This is a genomic window from Streptomyces sp. NPDC050388 (assembly GCF_040655635.1).
GTDB lineage: Bacteria > Actinomycetota > Actinomycetes > Streptomycetales > Streptomycetaceae > Streptomyces.
The window spans coordinates 22,157-39,959 of sequence record NZ_JBFAKH010000043.1; the positions used below are offsets into that span (position 1 = coordinate 22,157).

Consider the following 17,803-nt stretch of genomic DNA (forward strand, 5'->3'; position numbering starts at 1 on the left):
TAAATGATCAACGTTCACGCAGGTCTTGACCCACTGCCGGTGCGGGCCTAGCCTCACATCGCCGCTCATCCCGCTGCGGGAGAGCACCGGGTCAGCCAGACCCGGGCGCCGAAGGAGCAACACCTCCCCGGAAACTCTCAGGCACCCCTACCGCTCGGGCAGGCACCTCTGAAAAGCAGGCGCTCCTGCGTCTCGCCCACGGTGCAAGCCGCGAACTTTCGCGGCGAAGCTCTCAGGCCCCATGACAGAGGGGGAGGCTCCACTCGGCAGCGCGGGCTCCTGCCCGTGCCCGACTCTTGAGGACCCCCCGATGGCTTTCTCATTACCCCGGCCGCCGGCCGTCCGTCGGTATCCCGACTGAGCTCCGGCTTTCCCACCACGGCCCTCCTGGGCCCACGCCCCTCTGAAGGCATGTTCGGCGTGCCCGGCACCCCTCCGCCGACCGCCCCACCACTCATGCCGGCTCTTTGCGCCCACTCGCTCCCCCATGCGTGTGCGGCCGCCTCCCAGGACACGCCTGTCACGGCCCACACGCACCAAAGATCCACGAGGTTCGCTCATGCATGACAGCAGCAAAGCCGTCCCAACCACCGCCCCGGCGCCCGGGACGGAGCCCGGACCGACGCCCTCCCCCGCGGGCGAGCAGCACCTCTCCCGGCAGTTGTCCAACCGGCACATCCAGCTGATCGCGATCGGCGGCGCCATCGGAACCGGTCTGTTCATGGGGTCGGGCAAGACGATCTCACTGGCCGGCCCTTCAGTGATCTTCGTTTACATGATCATCGGCGCGATGCTGTTCTTCGTGATGCGGGCGATGGGAGAGCTGCTGCTGTCCAACCTGCGCTACAAGTCCTTCGCCGACTTCGCCTCGGACCTTCTCGGGCCGTGGGCCGGCTTCTTCACGGGATGGACCTACTGGTTCTGCTGGATCGTCACCGGCGTCGCCGACGTCATCGCGATCGCCGGGTACGTGTCGTACTGGTGGGGAGGGCTCGCGCTGTGGATCCCGGCACTCGCGGCGGTCGTCCTGCTGATCGTCCTGAACCTGCCCACGGTGAAGGCGTTCGGTGAGACCGAGTTCTGGTTCGCACTGATCAAGATCGTCGCCATCGTGACACTGATCGTCGTCGGATTCGGCATGGTACTGGGCGGCTTCCAGGCCCCCGGGGGTGCCACCGCAAGCTTCTCCAACCTCTGGAACGACGGCGGTTTCTTCCCCACCGGTCCCATGGGGTTCGTCGCGGGATTCCAGATCGCGACCTTCGCCTTCGTCGGCATCGAACTGGTCGGCACCACTGCGGCGGAAACCAAGAACCCGGAACGGAACCTGCCCAAGGCGATCAACTCGATCCCGGTACGCGTGATGCTGTTCTACGTGGTGGCCCTGGTCGCGATCATCTCCGTCACGCCCTGGCGCCAGATCAGCGCGGACCGCAGCCCCTTCGTCGTGATGTTCACGCTGGCCGGCCTCGGCATCGCCGCCTCCGTGATCAACTTCGTGGTGCTGACCTCTGCCGCCTCGTCCGCGAACTCGGGCATCTACTCCACCTCACGGATGGTCTACGGCCTGGCCCAGGAGGGCGACGCGCCGGCACGGTTCGGCCGGCTCACCTCCAGGAAGGTACCGGTCAACGCCCTGCTCCTGTCCGGCCTCTTCCTGCTTCCCGGTGTCGTCATGGTCACCATGGGCGACTCGATCATCGAGGCCTTCACGCTGGTGACCACCATCTCGGCCCTGCTGTTCATGTTCGTCTGGTCGATCATCCTGATCTGCTACCTCGTGTACCGCAAGCGCCGTCCTCACCTGCACGAGGCGTCGACGTTCAAGATGCCCGGCGGCATCATCATGTGCTACGTCGTACTCGCCTTCTTCGCGTTCCTCATCTGGGCACTGACCCAGAAGGAGGACACCCTGCAGGCACTGCTGGTGACCCCGGTGTGGTTCGTCGTCCTCGGCATCGCATGGGCAGTGCTCCGCCGTCGCCGCCCCCACCAGGCCCGGCAGACAGCATCCCCGGCCGGCTCCGTGGAGCAGCCCCTGGACTGAGGCGACCTCACGACGGGGAAGCCACAGAACACCCGCACAACACAACGCCCGGTGACGGCCGGCCGGCGGTTCGACCGCCGCCGGCCACAACAGCCCGGTGGCAGCACGTCCAGTTGCCACCGAGCTGCGCTTCCCGCACCGCCCGGACACCCGCCCCAGCCCCGACGGGACGAAACGTCGGCACACAGGCCGGACCGGTCCGTTACGAGCAGACCGGCCGGTTCTGGTTCGCCCCCTCGGCGGTCCGGTAGATCCTCCACGCCGCGAGTGTCGCCCCGGCGCCGCGCTCGGCACGAGGCTGCGGGCACCGGAGTCACCGCCCGGAAGTGGGCCGGGCACCGCGCGCGGACCCTCACCGCCGACCCGGGCATGCGCATGAAGTCCCCGCGGTTCCTGCCGCGGGACCGCGACGGCGCGTACGGTGCGGCGTGCGACGCGGCCTCCGGGGCCGGGGAGCCGGGAGGCGCTCTTGGGCGCCCCGCGGGTTCCCCGGACGAACGCCCACGGCACCACCACGCCCACCGACCTCACCGGGCCCGCCAGCGACTACCGCCCGATGCCGAGAGGAAACAGTCCGACGTCGCAGTGCACGCCCTCGACGCCCGCCGGGTGCTGCGGACCCGGGGCCTGCCTGTGTCGGCGCCATCGCCGACCTCCTCTCCAGGAGCGTCCGCTCAACACACGCGACCTCATGTCATACGTGTCCGCAGAAAGTGCCCCCTTGCCGTGGCGACAGAAGCCCTGGACAAGCCTCGTCATCCCAGCTCAGGGGGCACTTTCGCGTTTCCGCTCAGGATCCGGACGCCGGCGGCGAAACGCGGAGGCCAGAGGGCGGAGCGTAAACCGCGCGAACGCGGTGTTCGCGTCCATCGCCCGTTCAGGGGCGCCGCCAGTCGTCGTTCGTCAGATGTGACCCGGCCTGCGGGCCCATCCGGAGCATGCCGCCGTCCACGCTCCAGGAGGCACCGGTGACGTACGAGGCGTCCGGGCCCGCGAGGAAGGCGATGACTGCGGCGACCTCGCGGGCATCGCCGGGCCGTCCGAGCGGGACGCCGGGACGGCTCTCGGTGTGCGGGTCGGTGTCCTCCTGACCGGTCATCGGCGTGGCGATCTCGCCGGGGGCGACCGCGTTGACGGTGATGCCGTGCTCGCCGAGCTCCAGTGCCATGACCTGGGTGAGCAGCCCGAGGCCACCCTTGGCCGCGCAGTACGGGGCGGCGCCCACGCGGGGTTGGTGTTCGTGGACGGAGGTCACGTTGACGATGCGGCCACCGCCGCCCTGCCGGGTCATGTGCCGCGCCGCCTTCTGCCCGCACAGGAACGGGCCCACCAGATCGACGTCCAGGACCTCGTGCACGGTGGACGGCTCCAGGTCCAGGAAGGGCGTCATGGTGCCCGTACCGGCGTTGTTGACCAGCACGTCGATGCGGCCGAGACGGTCGCACAGCTCGTCGACGGTGTCCGCGGCGTCGGGCAGCCGGGTGAGGTCCATCGGGGCCACCTCTGCCTCCCGCCCGTGTGCCCGGACCTCCTCGGCCGTTTCCTCGGCGCCCCGGTGGTCGCGGTGCCAGGTGATGCCGATGTCCATGCCCGCGCGGGCCAGCCGTACGGCGGTGGCCCTGCCGATGCCGGAGTCGGCGCCGGTGAGCACGGCGACCTTGCCGGTCGCGGGAGCGGGAGCGGACATGGGAGGCCTCCTCGTGGTCACGGGGCGGAACGAAGCATCGCAGTACCCGGGTGCGGGTCGGAGAAACCGCCCGCCCGTCGTGCGGTCGTCCGCGCCCCGGGGAGCCCCGGAGCCAGGAAGCGCCCATGGAGCCCGTCGGGGCACTGGAACGGCTCGGCTTTCTGCTGGAGCGGTCCCTGGCACCGACATGCCGCGTCCGGACCTCCCGCACCACGGCCCGGATGCTGACGGAGCCGGGCCCGCACGAGGCGGGCCGCGGCCGACTCACCAAAGGCACTCAGGGGCCTCGGCCCGAAGGCCGCGCAAGGGTGCGGGAGGCGTCGGCCGGTGAGGCGCCCGGCCGCCTGCGCCCACTCGTCGCCGTCGGGACGGCGGTGGTACGGGGCGGGCGGAAGCTGCGGGCGCTGCTGCGCGGCGACTGCCACCTGCACTCCGACCGGACGGCGGCGGCTCGCTCACCGCGGCTGACCGTGGCCCGCGGGCTCCTCGTCGGCAGGCTGCGGGAGCAGTGGGAGGCGGTGGCGGCGCCCAGGGGAGCCGGGCACCGTTCCGGCTGCCGGCCGTCGTCGGGTGCGCCCCTCGACGACGGCTCCCTGGACCAGGAGCCGGGCCTGCGGGAGCACCTGGATGTCGCGGTGGCGGCCGTGCGCTCCAGGCTACGGACGGACGCCCGGTCGATGATTCGCCGCAGCGGCTGCTGCAGCTGCTGCGCCGGACGGTGGCGGCGGAGGCGCTGTTCTCGCTCGACACCGACGCGCACGCCCCGGGGCGGCCCGAGCGGCAGATCCCCGGCTGCGCCCGCGCCCAGGAGCACGGGATACCGTCCGGGCGGGTGGCCGCCCCGGCCCCGGAGCGGTTGCCGGACCGGACCCGGGAGCACAGGACGCCCTCGGGAGTGGCGGGCGGCTGAGGTGGTACCCGTGCGGTCGGTGAGGAGACGAAGGGACACCGCGTATGGAACGGGCCGCCGTGTTCGACGTCGACGGCACACTGGTCGACACCAATCACCTGCATGTGACGTCCTGGTGGGAGGCGTTCCGGCAGGCCGGCCACCGGATGCCGATGCACGCCATCCACCGGGCCGTGGGCCTGCCTTCCTCCGACCTGGTCGCCCATCTGCTGGGCGACGACCGGGACACGGATCTCGACGAGGAACTGAGCTCCGCGCACAAGGCTCTGTACGGGCAGTACTTCGACCGGCTGCCCGCGCTGTCGGAGGCGGGCAGCCTGCTGCGGCGTCTGCACCGTGACGGCCGACAGGTGGTGCTGGTCACCTCTGCGGGCGGCGCGGAGCTGAGCGCGTTGCGCCGAGCGATCGACGCGGACGACGCGATCACCGCCACGGCGAGTGCCGACGATGTCGCCGAGGGCAAACCCGCACCGGAACCGATCGAGCACGCCCTGGAACTCGTCGGCGTGCCCGCCGAGCGCGCTGTCCTGGTCGGCGACTCGGTGTGGGACATGCGCGCGGGCAGCCGCGCCGGGGTGCGTTGTGTGGGTGTGCTGTGTGGCGGCATCCCGCGCACCGATCTGCTGGAGGCCGGCGCGGAGGCCGTCTACGACGACCCGGCGCACCTCCTGGCGTCCCTGCCGGACAGTCCCCTGGCATGAGCCCCCGCAGACGTCGGGACACCCGCAGCACATGACGCGGGGCAGGGAAGTGATGGAGCCAGGGCAGACCACCGGGTGGGCGGCGCCGAGGGCGCGGGGTGGGCGCCGTACGTCAGGAGGTGCGGGCCGTCGGGCAGGCGGTGCGGACCGCTCGGCGGGCCGGGGCGGAAACGGGACATGGTCGTACAGTCGCTGAAGACCGCCGTGGCGGTGCTGCTCGCCTGGGTGACGGCACGGGCTCTGGCTCGGCGGCCCGACGGCGCTGATGGCACCGTGGGTGCTGCTGCCGGTGCGGGCCGCGGTCCACAGCTCGCTCGTCCAAGCCACGCGGCAGTTCGCGGCGATCCGCATCGGGGCCCTGGTGGCATCCGGGGCCCCGGCCGTCGCCGGCGGCACGACGGGCGCACTCGCGCTACGGCACCGTTCACGATCGCCTCGGGCACGGTGAGCGCGACCGCCGTCGGGCACCGACTGGGCCGGGCGGCGCTCGGCGCGTTCATCGTGTCGCCGTCGACGCGCTCGTCCTGCCGCCGATCCATCTGCGGGACGTACGGGAGAACCTGGCTTCGCTCGCCGGGGGGACGGGTGACGTACTGCACGGCGTCGCCGGCGATCCCCGGGAGGGCGAGTGGGATGCGCAAAACCGCCGCCCACCGGCCGGCCGCCCGGAGGCAAGCCCGCCACATCCAACTGCCGGACGATGCCCTTCCAGCGCTGACCGACGTCAGCGGGCCCCGACGTCCCGGACTGCCCTCACGGCCTCCCAGGGCCGGGGCCCGCTTCCCTCTGCCCAGCACAGCAACGCCTGCCGGTCCACGCACACGATCCCGCACTGCTCGGCGTACTCCACCGCCGGCGCGGTGAAGTCGCTGGTGGTGACCAGGACGGCGACGTCGGCCTCGTGGATGGCGAAGCAGGTGCCGCCGAAGCGCTGTATGTCCTGGGAGCCGACCCGGTGGGATTCGCCGTAGCGCTTGCACTGGATGACGACCCGCCACCCTTCTGGGGACACGGCCACGACGTCGGCGCCCAGATCCCCGGCACCGCCCACGGCTTCCACGTCGGAACAGCCGTCGCGCTCGCAGAGGTGGGCGACCGCTGCCTCGAACTCCTCGGCGTCCAGGGCGTCGTAGTCGATGTCAACGCCGAAAGCCGCTCGCTGACGCGGAACGGTCGCGGTCTCCCACACCTCGGCCGCCTCCGTTGCCGCCTCGTCGAGCGCGGCCGCGGCCCGCCGTGCCGCTCTCGCCAGGTGGAGGCGGCGTCCCAGGCCCGTGATGCCCGCGGCACCCAGCAGGAGCAGGACGAACGCCCAGCCGGGATGCCGCTCGGCGATGTCGACCGCCGTGCGGGCCGCGAATCCCAGGATGCTCACCACCACGGCCAGAAGGGCGAAGAACAGAGCTGTCGAGCGCAGGTCGAACGAGCGCCGACGGTTCGCGGGCGGTGTACGACGCGCAGGTGCGGCCATGGTGATGAGCCCCCTCCTGGGTTCGACAAGAAGATCACCTTTTCCGTCTGCCCAGGATCGGACGTTGTTGGACAAGGCGATTGCCCACCGGGGTCGGATGCGGCACGGTGATCTTCTTTGCGAACGGGTCGGTGGTGGAGCCCGCCGCGCGGAGCCCCCGGTCCGGCACATCGGCGATCCCCTCAAGGACGGCTGCCGGCGACCGGGCTCCGGCCGGCACACCCGCGGCCGCGGCGCCCGCGCCGGCGCGCAGATCGGGTAGGCCGGCAAGGAACCGGGGCGAGCAGACCACGTCGTTCCTGACCGGCCTGCCCGGGCGCGGCCCCGTCGGGTCCGGCGTTCGAGATCGGAGGAGAGAGCGGTACTTGCCCGTCAGGAAGCCCGCCGGCTCATCGACGTCAAGAACGACAGGCGGCACGAGCGCCAGGTAGCCCTCTGCCGTCTGTCCTGGGCAGAGATCGCTCACCAGGCACAGGTGCTGATCGGACACGAGGGAGTGGGCAGCGCGGTGCATGCCTGGCTTCTCCAGGAACTGCTGCACTACCTGCAGCACGAGAACTCCGGCTGCCACGGCTTCCAGAACATGGGTCCCGCCTGGTACCCGTGCGCAACGGAGTCGAGGACGGAGCCCTCTGCCGGGGCCACACGGGCGACGGAGACTACCGAAAGCCGGGAGCGGCTCATCCATCAGGTCTGCCTCAGACCGGGCAGCGGACTCGCTGTACATCCTGAGGCCTTGCGCGGCTGGATCTGCCAGGCCGAGGCCGACGAGCGGGACGACCGGCTGACTCCCGATGAACGCGCCGAGCGCGAGCCGTGCGCGCAAGTGCCAGGACACCGTGCCGACCGAGCGGATCCGGCAGATCCGCTCAGCCGCGATCAGCCTGACGACAACGAACCCGCACAGCGGAAGGACGTCAACTGCTCGTGGTCAGGTCGGCGCAGCGGGTCACGACACGGGCGAGACCGCCCTCCTCTGCCAGCAGTCGGCGTTGCGTACGCGCCCCGTTGCCCTGTTCGAGGAGGCGGGCGATGCCCTCACGAACGAGATCGTCGTCGCCGTGGTCCACCAGCGCCTCGCGAACGTACCGGTACATGACCCGCACCGCGCCGGCAGCGGAGGTCTCGCGCATGGTCTCGGGGTGCAGGAGGGGACCGTCGAGACCCGAGCGTCCCGCTCGCCACGAGGCGAGGCGCAGCAAGCCCGTCCCGACCCTGTCCGGCGGTACACCGTCCTGCCAAGCCCGGGCGGACGTCTCCACCAAGGCACGCGTGAGCGCGGCCAGCAGCACGGGAGCGGACGCGTCCAGGCACACGTCCGCCACACGGATCTCCACGGTGGGATACGAGGCGGAGAGCCGGGCGTCGAAGTAGACCATGCCCTCGTCACGGAGAACCCCCGTGCCGACCATGGCGGTAACCTGCTCGTGGTAACGGTCGGCGGACCCGAAGATCTCGACCGGTCCGGCGGACGGCCAGCGGTTCCACACCCGGCTGCGATAGCTGCCGTAGCCGGTGTCCTGCCCCTGCCAGAAAGGCGAGTTCGCGCTCATCGCCGTCAGAACCGCCAGCCACGGACGTATGCGGTCCAGGACAGCCACACCCTCCTCGTCGGAGTCCACCGACACGTGGACATGGCAGCCACAGGTCAACTGCTCCTGAGCCGTCACCCCGAACTGTTCACTCAGCCAGCGATAACGGGTACCGGTACTCAACGACGGCTCGACAACCAACGGCGAGGTCGCCACAGCCACCACCACCGCCCCGGCAGTGCCCGCGTGCCGTGCCGCCTCCCTACGGCAGCGGGTGATCTCCTCCTGGAGCCGGCTCATCTCCGTCACCGGCTCGGTCGCGAACTCCACCTGCTCCTGTTGAAGTTCCTTCTCGAACTGGTGCCCCTTCGCGCCGACCCTGCCGTGCTCCCAGGCCCGGCGGTCGGCAGCCGCGAGCGCCGCGCCGGAGACGGCGACCGGCACACCACTGTTCGGGTCCACCAGCAGCAGTTCCTCTTCCACACCCACACTTCGCACGCCGTCGCCCCTTGTCTCCTGCTCACCGGTCCCGGCTCCCGCCCGGGCCGTGAGAGGCAGGAGCGCCGCGACGACGCGGCGTGCCCGGAGGAACCGCCGGGCACGCCGCTGGCGGCAGTGGCGCCTCGATGCGTCCGTCGGTGGCCCGGGGTTCGGAGGCAGGCTGCTGAGCGGTTGCCGGGTCGGGGACATTACAACCCAGGGCAGCCGGAAGACACCACTGCTCCGGGAGACACAAAGGGGCAGCGCTCCGACCGGCCGGCCGACGCCGCCGGCGGGAAAGCCTCTTCGAGTCGATCACCACCATCTGTACCGATCCCATTCCCTCGCCCTTGCAGCCGCCACCTGAAGGCACCCAGTCGGCTTCCGCACGCGACACACCGACTACGGCAGTGAGGACACCGACTTCCCAAGGGCAGCGGCCCGTCGCAGGGTGGACTCGACCGACACGTGGCGGAGGGCAACAAGAAGGTCCGATGCTTCAGATTGCTTCCGGTCAATACCGGCACTCTCCGTCAGGCGATCCGCATCCGGAATCCGCTGGGTGGGCGGGTGAGCACCATGACGAGCGGATTCCGGGGATTCAGGTCGCCCAGGCAGGCGCGGTGGGTGGCCGGGGCAGTCGGCAGCGGGCGGCCCAGGTACAGGCAGGTCTCGGCCGGCTCGGCGTGGAGTCGGGAGGTGTCCATCGCGTCGGCCGGCCACTCGGCGGTCGGCCGCAGCTCCTCAAACAGGTCCGCGTGCGCGACCCGTGCGTCCTGGAGGCCGAGGTGGAGCTGCCCTCGCAGGGCGAGCGTGCGGGGCGGATGCCGGGCTGGACCGTGCTCCTCCAGCCAATGGTTGGAGTGTACTCAGGAGGGCTCCAACTTCTCGGAACCTGGCAGAACTTGACGACTTGCTGTCGGCACCGCAGCCACCGGTCGCTGTCAGGCGGGGATGATCTGCCCGTTCTCGATCTGGAAGTTCTCGGTCGGTGAGCAGCCTGTCGACGGCGTGATCAGCAGGCTGACGGCAACCGGTGCGGGCTCCGTACCGGCGGTGAAGAACTCGCACACCGCGTGGCGGCCGGTCAGCGGGAACCAGAACCAGGCGTCCACCCCGCCGACCAGAGCGCGGTCCGACTCTCTCCACGCACCGTCTTCGAAGGTGAAGACCTGGAGGCGCACGGATGCCGCGAGCGGATCGGTCTGCGACCTCAGAGCGGTGAGTGTGAACTTGAAGTCTCTGTCCAGGACCGATGTGGCGATCCGTCGGTGCTCTGTCGCCTGGGGCTCGGTCTGCGGTTCCTTTCCCTGGTCGGCCGTCGGGCGGGTGTGCGGGTCGACCGGCAGCGGGGACGGCCGGCCGCCGGTGGTTGCGCCGATCGTGACGGTGACGGCCGTGGCGGTGGCCAGGGCGACGCCCCAGTTCATGAGTGCGCGGAAGTTCTTGATCACGACGTCTCCAGGTGTGGTGATCGGTGTGGGTCGGGGAGGCGCTTCGTTTTGTTCTCAACTTCTTGGATCTCATGGCCGGTTGGCGGCCAAGTCGACATCGATCAGAAAATGACGCCCCTCCGCCCGGTGTGGCGCTGCAGGCCCTGCGGTCGATGACCAGGACCGGGCCTGCGACAGAGGCTGCCCTGTACCCGGCGCGGGCGGGAACGCTGCTCTCGCCACTGCATTCCGGGCGGCGGCGAGATCCCCTGACGCAGCTACTTGCCGGGGGAGGACAGGGGCATCGGCACCTTGGTCGGACTGCGGCCGTCCCCGGTCCGATGAGGCTGCACGTCGAAAACTTCGAATGTGAGTTGCCAGATCGCCGGCGACAACACCCGCTGTGTCACCTGGCCGCGCGCCTTACGGAACTCCCCGGTACCTCCGGTGATCGCGTCGACGACCGGGCTCGGTACCGGAATCCCGGCTTGCTCGCCCTGGACGGTGATCTGTCCTTCCGGCAGCACCGCGGTCGACGAGCATTGTCCTGCGTTGTGTTCGAGGTCGGTGATGGCGCAGAACCCACCGAAGCGTCCGACGAAGCGTTCTTCCGGCCCCTCGGTCGACACCAGATTCCCGCTGAAGACGAACTGGTCGCCGACGCTGCGGCCCGTTGCACCCAGATCCAGCTCTTCGCCGGCTTGCAGCCGGGCTTCCACGCGGATGGTGCGGCTTTTCTCCGAGGAGCTGTCGGCGGGGTGAGTTGCCGCAGTTTCAGCCGTCTTCAGCGGGATCACGTCGGCCGATGGAGATCCGATGAGAGCAAGCCCGGCAGAGCCGCCGAGAACCGCGATGGCCAGGAATATGAAGGGCCGGCCGGCGAAGCCCATGGTCGCCTCCGTGTGCGCGGGAATGAACAGAGTCAGGGCTGCCCAGGCCTTGTCCGACGCCGCTGCCGTCGGACGGCGGCGCGTTGGGTCGGTTCACAGAAGGCAAGGCACCCGAGCAGATCTGAGGACCGTGGACGAGAACGTGCGAGAAGGCCCGCGGTGTTACTGGGAAAGTTCGCCATGTTCACCCTGGTCGTGACGAAATTCATCCGGATCCATTCATGAGCGGGCTCTCCGCCCGGCAGCAACGCTAAGGGCAGTGCTGGCGACGCGCTCAACAGAGGGTCAAGATTGAGGCCATTGGGGTGCATGAGCCCCGCGGCGCCCGCGTCGAGACATTCCACGCCCGGGCCGTCACCGCCACGGTCCGCGATCCCCCCAGCCACCGCACCGAGACCCGCAGCACGACGAACGATCCCTCGGGGCCCATTCGGTGAATCCGGGCCGAGCAAGGACACGACACCGCGATCTCCGTCTCAGTGGCACGAATCTGCTCTGCATACCGGACGACAGGCCGTTACAACCGAATCCCGGCATTGACGACTCCTCGCGTCACGCTACGTAATCGATTCGAGTGGCACCCTGTCGGTGGACGACAGAGACTGGAGCCCGATGGTTCTGCGAGTGCTCAAGGAGCTTGCATGCTGGAGAAGTCTGCCGAGTCCCTGACGGCCGTTCCGGATGAACCTGGAGTCGCCGAGCACAGGACGCACGTCCCGTCGAAAGAAAAAAGTCCGTCGCCAGACACGGAAAGGAACCTCGCCGAGGTACTCGCCGGCGTCGTGGGCGTCGAGCAGGTTTCGGTCGACGCTAATTTCTTCGACGACCTCGGCGCCAATTCATTGGTGATGGCACAATTCTGCGCACGCGTCAGGAAACGGGCGGATCTGCCGTCAGTCTCGATAAAGGATGTCTACCATCACCGGACGATCCACAGCCTGGCGGCGGCACTCACCGACGCCGGAACCGGCATCACTGCCACACCCTCCCCCGCCGGCTCGCCGGGCCGAGCATCCTCGGAGTCCGCGACTCCGGGCAGCACGCTGCAGTACACCCTCTGCGGAGTGCTGCAGTTCCTGCTTTTCCTGGGATACTCCTTCCTCATCGCAATCCTCACCGAACGCGGCTATCTATGGATATCCGCCGGCTCGAACGTGACGGACATTTACCTACGATCGGTCGTCTTCGGCGGCGTCGGCTTCGTCGGCATGTGCACTTTCCCGGTCGCGGCCAAATGGATCCTCATCGGCCGTTGGAAAGAAGGCGATTTCCCGGTCTGGGGTCTGGCCTATCTTCGCTTCTGGACCGTCAAGGTACTGCTCCACGCCAACCCGATGGTCTTCTTCGTCGGAAACCCCCTGTATGTGCTCTACCTGCGGGCACTCGGCGCACGCATCGGCCCGGGTGTCACGATCCTCTCGCGCAACGTTCCGGTCTGCACCGACCTGCTCACGATCGGCGCCGGCACGGTGATCCGCAAGGAGTCGTACTTCCGGTGCTACCGGGCGCACGCCGGCCGTATTCAGACGGGCCCGGTCGCCCTTGGTCGAAATGTGTTCATCGGCGAGAAGACCGTGCTCGACATTGCCACGTCGATGGGTGACGGGGCGCAGCTCGGTCATGCGTCATCACTGCACAGCGGCCAAGCGGTCCCCGGCGACCAGCGGTGGCACGGATCTCCGGCACAGCGCACAGAGCTCGACTACGTGCGGATCCCGCCCGCCAAGTGCGGCACTTTGCGCCGGGTCGGCTTCGGCCTCGCCACAGTGGGTCAGCTGTTCCTCCTCACCGTGCCGTTGGCCGTCGGGGGCCTGTACATGCTGCTGGCGGAAGTACCGGCACTGAACGACCGACTGGCCCCGGGCGTGACAGGGCTCGTGTCGGCGGAGCTCTATGTCGATGCGCTGGTCATGTCCTGCGTTCTGTTCCTCAGCTTCGTCGTCGTGGGCATCGTCGCTCTGTTCACCGTGCCGCGCCTGCTGAATCTGCTCGTCAAGCCGGACATGGTGTATCCGCTGTACGGCTTTCACTACTCAATGCACCGGGCGATCGCGCGCATCACCAACGTCAAGTTCTTCACATGGCTCTTCGGCGACAGCTCCTACATCGTCCACTATCTGCGCGGCCTTGGATACGACCTGTCACAGGTGGAGCAGACCGGGTCCAACTTCGGCACGGAAGTACAGCACGAGACCCCGTATCTGTGCTCTGTCGGCAGCGGTACGATGATCGCTGACGGCCTGTCGATCGTCAATGCCGACTTTTCGAGTACGTCTTTCCGGGTGTCCCGTGCGTCGATCGGACGGCACAACTTCCTCGGGAACAACATCGCGTATCCGTCCGGGGCGAAGACGGGCGACAACTGTCTCCTCGCGACGAAGGTGATGGTTCCACTCGATGGCGAGGTACGTGAGGGAGTGGGTCTGCTCGGCTCGCCGTGCTTCGAGATTCCCCGTTCGGTGGAGCGTGACTTGCGGTTCGATCACATGCGGACCGGAGCCGAGTTGCACCGCAACCTCGCTGCCAAGAACCGTTTCAACATCCGGTCGATGGTCCTCTTCCTGCTCGTACGGTGGTTTTTCTTCTTCGCCGTCACTGCGCTTGCCCTCATGAATGCCGAACTGTATGACTCCCTCGGTCCCGGAGCAATCGCGGCATTCCTGGTGCTCAGCCTGGCGTTCACCCCCCTCTATTTCGTACTGGTGGAGCGTGCCATCGTTGCCTTCCGCGGGCTGCAACCGCAGTTGTGCTCCATCTATGACCCGTACTTCTGGTGGCACGAGCGTCTGTGGAAGGTTCCTGACGAGTACCTCGACATCTTCAACGGCACTCCCTTCAAGAACGTGATCTGGCGGCTCCTGGGTGTCCGGATCGGCAGCAGGATCTTCGATGACGGCTGCTATCTGACGGAGCGGATGCTCACCACCATCGGGAACGACTGCACCCTCAATGCGGGGAGCAAGATCCAATGTCACTCGCAGGAGGACGGCACCTTCAAGTCCGACCGCAGCACGCTGGGGGACGGATGCACCCTCGGTGTCGGCTCCCACGTTCACTACGGAGTGACGATGGGTGACGGCTCAGTACTCGCACCCGACTCCTTCCTCATGAAGGGCGAGGAAGTCCCGCAGCACGTGCAGTGGGGCGGGAACCCGGCCACGGAGATGAGCGGCGCCCCCGGTCAGCCCTTGGCACCGGCGCGGCAGGAATAGCACAGGACCGTCTTGAGCAAGTCGGCTCGACCGGCCGGGCGGTCCGGCCGGGCGGTCCGCCGACAGCGACGAAGACAAAGGAGCCGGCCTGGTCGGCGGCGACAGACATGGTGGCCACGGCAAGTGGAGAGGGACTGATCGATGGCAACGCGAGTGGCGGACCGGGAATTCTGGCGCGGTGTGCTCGTCACCGGCGGATCCACCACGATCCCTCGGTGGACGCTCCGGCCGGTGCCGGGGGTCGACGAGCACGAGGCCACGATTTCGGACGACGTCATGAACGCCTTGCGCCGGTTGGCGGAGGATCTCACGATGCCTCTCGGCTCCGTGATGCTGGCCGCGCACGCCAAGGTACTCGCCGCACTGTCAGGCGAGCACGAGGTCACGACCGGCTACGTCGTGGAGGAGGGCGGCCCACCGTTGCCCTGCCGGCTGACGACCGCGCCGGCATCATGGCGGGCGCTACTGGTCGACACCCACCGCGTCGCGTCGGAACTGCTGGCGCACAAGGACTTTCCGGTCGACGAACTCAGACGCGAGCTGGACCTCGCCGAACCGCCGATCGAGACCGTCCTCGATCCGAATCCGGCCCTCAGTCCCTGTCCGACGGAGGTTGTCGGCGATCTCTCCGAAGACACCGTGCTGTGGACGGCGTTCTCGGAACGCAGGGGCCGGCCCACGCTGCGACTGCGGTACCGGACCGACGTACTCGACGCGGATCACGCCGCCAGGATCGTCGGTTACCACCTCACCGCGCTCGCGCTCATCGCAGCGGATCCGGATGCCGAGCACGCGCGGCAGCGCCTGCTCTCCGACGAGGAGCTCCGGTTCCAGCTCGAAGGGCTGTCCGGACCGCGCCGTGCCCTGCCGGACGCCCGGATGCACGAGCTGTTCGAACAGCGGGTGAGGCTGCACCCGAAGGCCGTCGCCGCCGTGCACGGCGACCGGGAGTGGACCTACCGGGAGCTCAACGCACGTGCCAACCAGCTGGGACGAGCCCTGTTGGCGCGGGGGCTGAGACGCGAAGGCGTCGTCGCGGTGGTGACCGAGAGAAACCTGAACTGGATGGCCTCCGTCCTCGCGGTCTTCAAGGCCGGGGGCGTGTACCTGCCCGTCGATCCACGCTTCCCGGCCGATCGCATCGCGGCCATGCTCTCCCGCGCCGAATGCGGGCTCGTGCTCACCGAGCCCACGAGCACCGACTCGCTCGACCAGGCCCTGGACTCGCTACCAGGAGTCCAGAAGCTCTTCACCGGCACGGCGTACGACGAGGGCGGTCGTGACGACGACCTGGGCATCGCCGTCGCGCCGGACCAACTCGCCTACATCTACTTCACCTCCGGCTCCACCGGAGAGCCCAAGGGCGCGATGTGCGAGCACGCGGGCATGCTCAACCACCTCTACGCCAAGATCGAGGACCTGGAGCTCGACGTCGGCGAGGGACAGGTGGTCGCCCAGACCGCCCCACAGTGCTTCGACATCTCGCTGTGGCAACTGTTGTCCGCCCTCCTGGTGGGTGGGCGGACCCTGTTGGTCGAGCAGGAGGTGATCCTGGACGTCCAGCGGTTCGTCGACAGGATCGCCCGCGGCCGGGTCGCCGTGCTCCAGGTCGTGCCGTCGTACCTCGAAGTCGTCCTGACGTATCTGGAGCAGCACCCGCGCGAGCTGCCCGACCTGCGGTACGTGTCCGTCACCGGTGAGGCGTTGAAGAAGGAGCTCACGCAGCGCTGGTTCGCGGCCGAGCCCGGCATCAAGCTGGTCAACGCCTACGGCTTGACCGAGACCTGCGACGACACCAACCACGAGGTCCTGGACCGGGTACCGGACCGCGAACGGGTCCCGCTCGGTCCCCCCGTCAGCAATGTGCACGTCTACGTCGTCGACGAACAGCTGTCACCGGTACCGCTCGGCGCCCCCGGCGAGATCGTCTTCTCCGGCGTCTGTGTCGGCCGTGGGTACGTCAACGACCCCGACCGCACCAAGCAGGCTTTCATGCCCGATCCGCACCGCGAGGGAGCCCGGCTCTATCGCAGTGGCGACCACGGCCGCTGGCTGCCCGAGGGCAAGCTGGAGTTCCTCGGACGTCGTGACACCCAGATCAAGATCCGCGGCTTCAGGATCGAGATCGGCGAGATCGAGAACACCCTGCTGCGGGTCCCCGGCGTCCGCGACGGTGCGGTGGTGGTCGCCGAGCCACCCGACCGGAGCAAGCACCTCGTGGCCTTCTACTCCGGCCCGACGTCGCTCCCCGTCGAGGACCTGCGGGACCGGCTGGGTGAGTCGCTGCCGGAGTACATGGTGCCGTCGGCCTTCCACTGGCGGGAAAGACTGCCGCTGACCGCCAACGGCAAGACCGACAAGAGGGCCCTGGCAGCACTCGTGGAAGAACCGGACGTCGTCGAGGACGGCGAAGGAGGCTCCCACCTGCCGGAAACGCCGACCGAGCAGCGGTTGGCGGCCGCTTGGGCGGAGGTGCTCGGCATCCCGCGGGCTCAGATCGATCGACGGACCCATTTCTTCGACCGAGGCGGCACATCGCTGTCAGCCGTACAGCTGGTGATCGCTCTGGACCGTACGGTGTCACTCAAGGACGTGACCCGGCATCCGGTCCTCGCCGATCTGGCCGCGCTGGTCGACGACAGGTCCGATCGGCGTTCCGGGCTGCTTCAGTCGCTGTGCGAACCGGACGGTGCTCCGACTGGTGCCCTGGTGTGCTTCCCCTACGCCGGCGGCAACGCGGTGAACTTCCAGCCGATGGCCAAGGCCCTGCTGGGCAGTGGGATCGCGGTCTACGCCGTTGAGCTGCCCGGTCACGACGTGGCTGCCGAGAGCGAGCCTTTCGCGTCGATGGCGGACGTGGTTGCTCAGGTTGTCGCCGAGATCACCGAATGCGGCCTGCGCGGAGTCCTGTTGTGGGGGCACTCGTCTGGCGCGGCTTTCGCCGTGGAGACGGCCAGGCAGTTGGACGAGCACGGGGTGGATGTTCAACGGGTCTTCATCGGCGCGCAGTTGCTCGGCAATGCCGCTGACCGGCGCGACGCAGTCACCGAGCTGACCGGGCTGAGCGACGCCGAGATCGCCGCGAAGCTGAGTGCGGACAGCAGCTACGCCGAGCTCCATGAGCTGGATGCGCAGCGCGCCGAGCACATCGGTGCGGCCTACCGGCACGACTGCGTGTCCGCACACCGCTATTTCGCAGATCTCCTCGATACTCCCCCGGCGGTGAAGCTGTCCGTGCCGGTCACCGTGGTCGTCGCCGCCGACGACCCGATCACGGCCGATCACCCGCAACGCCACCGTGACTGGGAGCTCCTCGCGGTCCACATCGACCTGCAGGAAATCGCCGAGGGCGGCCACTACTTCCTGCGCAGCCGTCCGTCCGAGGCAGCGCAGGCCGTGCTGCGCGCCGTCGAACTACTGCCTGCTTCCTGAGCGGCACA

Annotated in this window: 10 protein-coding genes, 3 pseudogenes and 2 riboswitches; of the genes and pseudogenes, 7 read left to right on the forward strand and 6 right to left on the reverse strand. The window is 68.8% G+C overall.

What is annotated here, in order from left to right; all coding sequences use genetic code 11:
- Positions 1-66 precede the first annotated feature (66 nt).
- Positions 67-163, forward strand: a riboswitch (glycine riboswitch).
- Positions 164-255: riboswitch (glycine riboswitch) on the forward strand.
- Between the two features lie 304 nt (positions 256-559).
- The gene (cycA, locus tag AB0I73_RS24015; protein ID WP_363040504.1) at positions 560-2,047 is read left to right on the forward strand and encodes a D-serine/D-alanine/glycine transporter; all 1,488 of its coding nucleotides are present in this window, start codon (positions 560-562) and stop codon (positions 2,045-2,047) included.
- An 877-nt stretch (positions 2,048-2,924) separates the two neighbouring features.
- Here the strand turns inward: cycA and AB0I73_RS24020 are convergent.
- A complete protein-coding gene (locus AB0I73_RS24020; protein ID WP_363040506.1) occupies positions 2,925-3,734 on the reverse strand; it encodes an SDR family oxidoreductase in 810 nt (269 codons plus the stop codon).
- A gap of 718 nt (positions 3,735-4,452) precedes the next feature.
- Between AB0I73_RS24020 and AB0I73_RS24025 the strand changes: the two genes are divergently transcribed.
- The 3 genes and pseudogenes from AB0I73_RS24025 to AB0I73_RS24035 form a co-directional block, all read left to right on the forward strand.
- Positions 4,453-4,644, forward strand: a complete 192-nt coding sequence (locus AB0I73_RS24025) for a hypothetical protein (protein ID WP_363040508.1) — start codon at positions 4,453-4,455, stop codon at positions 4,642-4,644.
- Positions 4,645-4,688: 44 nt separating this feature from the next.
- A complete protein-coding gene (locus AB0I73_RS24030) occupies positions 4,689-5,345 on the forward strand; it encodes an HAD family hydrolase (protein WP_363040510.1) in 657 nt (218 codons plus the stop codon).
- A 98-nt stretch (positions 5,346-5,443) separates the two neighbouring features.
- Positions 5,444-5,986 (forward strand): annotated as a pseudogene (locus AB0I73_RS24035) (FUSC family protein); the annotation flags it as partial.
- 83 nt (positions 5,987-6,069) lie between these two features.
- Here the strand turns inward: AB0I73_RS24035 and AB0I73_RS24040 are convergent.
- On the reverse strand, positions 6,070-6,816 hold the full coding sequence (locus tag AB0I73_RS24040; RefSeq protein ID WP_363040512.1) for a restriction endonuclease: 747 nt from the start codon (positions 6,814-6,816) through the stop codon (positions 6,070-6,072).
- Positions 6,817-7,204: 388 nt separating this feature from the next.
- Here AB0I73_RS24040 and AB0I73_RS24045 point away from each other — a divergent pair.
- Positions 7,205-7,516, forward strand: a pseudogene (locus tag AB0I73_RS24045) (TerD family protein); the annotation flags it as partial.
- Positions 7,517-7,733: 217 nt separating this feature from the next.
- Here AB0I73_RS24045 and AB0I73_RS24050 read toward each other — a convergent pair.
- The 4 genes and pseudogenes from AB0I73_RS24050 to AB0I73_RS24065 all read right to left on the reverse strand — a co-directional run bounded on the left by AB0I73_RS24050 (position 7,734) and on the right by AB0I73_RS24065 (position 11,151).
- Positions 7,734-8,846 carry a glutamate--cysteine ligase gene (locus AB0I73_RS24050; protein WP_363040514.1) on the reverse strand — a complete coding sequence of 371 codons (1,113 nt, stop codon included), beginning with the start codon at positions 8,844-8,846 and terminating at the stop codon, positions 7,734-7,736.
- A 632-nt stretch (positions 8,847-9,478) separates the two neighbouring features.
- Positions 9,479-9,679 (reverse strand): annotated as a pseudogene (locus AB0I73_RS24055) (hypothetical protein); the annotation flags it as partial.
- A gap of 93 nt (positions 9,680-9,772) precedes the next feature.
- Positions 9,773-10,282 carry a hypothetical protein gene (locus tag AB0I73_RS24060; RefSeq protein WP_363040516.1) on the reverse strand — a complete coding sequence of 170 codons (510 nt, stop codon included), beginning with the start codon at positions 10,280-10,282 and terminating at the stop codon, positions 9,773-9,775.
- Between the two features lie 257 nt (positions 10,283-10,539).
- Complete coding sequence (locus AB0I73_RS24065) at positions 10,540-11,151, reverse strand: dirigent protein (protein ID WP_363040518.1); 612 nt, start codon at positions 11,149-11,151, stop codon at positions 10,540-10,542.
- Positions 11,152-11,792: 641 nt separating this feature from the next.
- Here AB0I73_RS24065 and AB0I73_RS24070 point away from each other — a divergent pair.
- Together AB0I73_RS24070 and AB0I73_RS24075 are read left to right on the forward strand one after the other, a co-directional pair.
- Positions 11,793-14,363 carry a Pls/PosA family non-ribosomal peptide synthetase gene (locus AB0I73_RS24070; protein WP_363040520.1) on the forward strand — a complete coding sequence of 857 codons (2,571 nt, stop codon included), beginning with the start codon at positions 11,793-11,795 and terminating at the stop codon, positions 14,361-14,363.
- 141 nt (positions 14,364-14,504) lie between these two features.
- The gene (locus AB0I73_RS24075; RefSeq protein WP_363040522.1) at positions 14,505-17,795 is read left to right on the forward strand and encodes an amino acid adenylation domain-containing protein; all 3,291 of its coding nucleotides are present in this window, start codon (positions 14,505-14,507) and stop codon (positions 17,793-17,795) included.
- Positions 17,796-17,803: the final 8 nt, after the last annotated feature.

Coding starts and splice junctions, on each gene's coding strand:
- cycA (WP_363040504.1), top strand. CDS start 560: ATGCATGACAGCAGCAAAGCCGTCCCAACCACCGCCCCGGCGCCCGGG.
- AB0I73_RS24020 (WP_363040506.1), bottom strand. CDS start 3,734: ATGTCCGCTCCCGCTCCCGCGACCGGCAAGGTCGCCGTGCTCACCGGC.
- AB0I73_RS24030 (WP_363040510.1), top strand. CDS start 4,689: ATGGAACGGGCCGCCGTGTTCGACGTCGACGGCACACTGGTCGACACC.
- AB0I73_RS24040 (WP_363040512.1), bottom strand. CDS start 6,816: ATGGCCGCACCTGCGCGTCGTACACCGCCCGCGAACCGTCGGCGCTCG.
- AB0I73_RS24065 (WP_363040518.1), bottom strand. CDS start 11,151: ATGGGCTTCGCCGGCCGGCCCTTCATATTCCTGGCCATCGCGGTTCTC.
- AB0I73_RS24070 (WP_363040520.1), top strand. CDS start 11,793: ATGCTGGAGAAGTCTGCCGAGTCCCTGACGGCCGTTCCGGATGAACCT.
- AB0I73_RS24075 (WP_363040522.1), top strand. CDS start 14,505: ATGGCAACGCGAGTGGCGGACCGGGAATTCTGGCGCGGTGTGCTCGTC.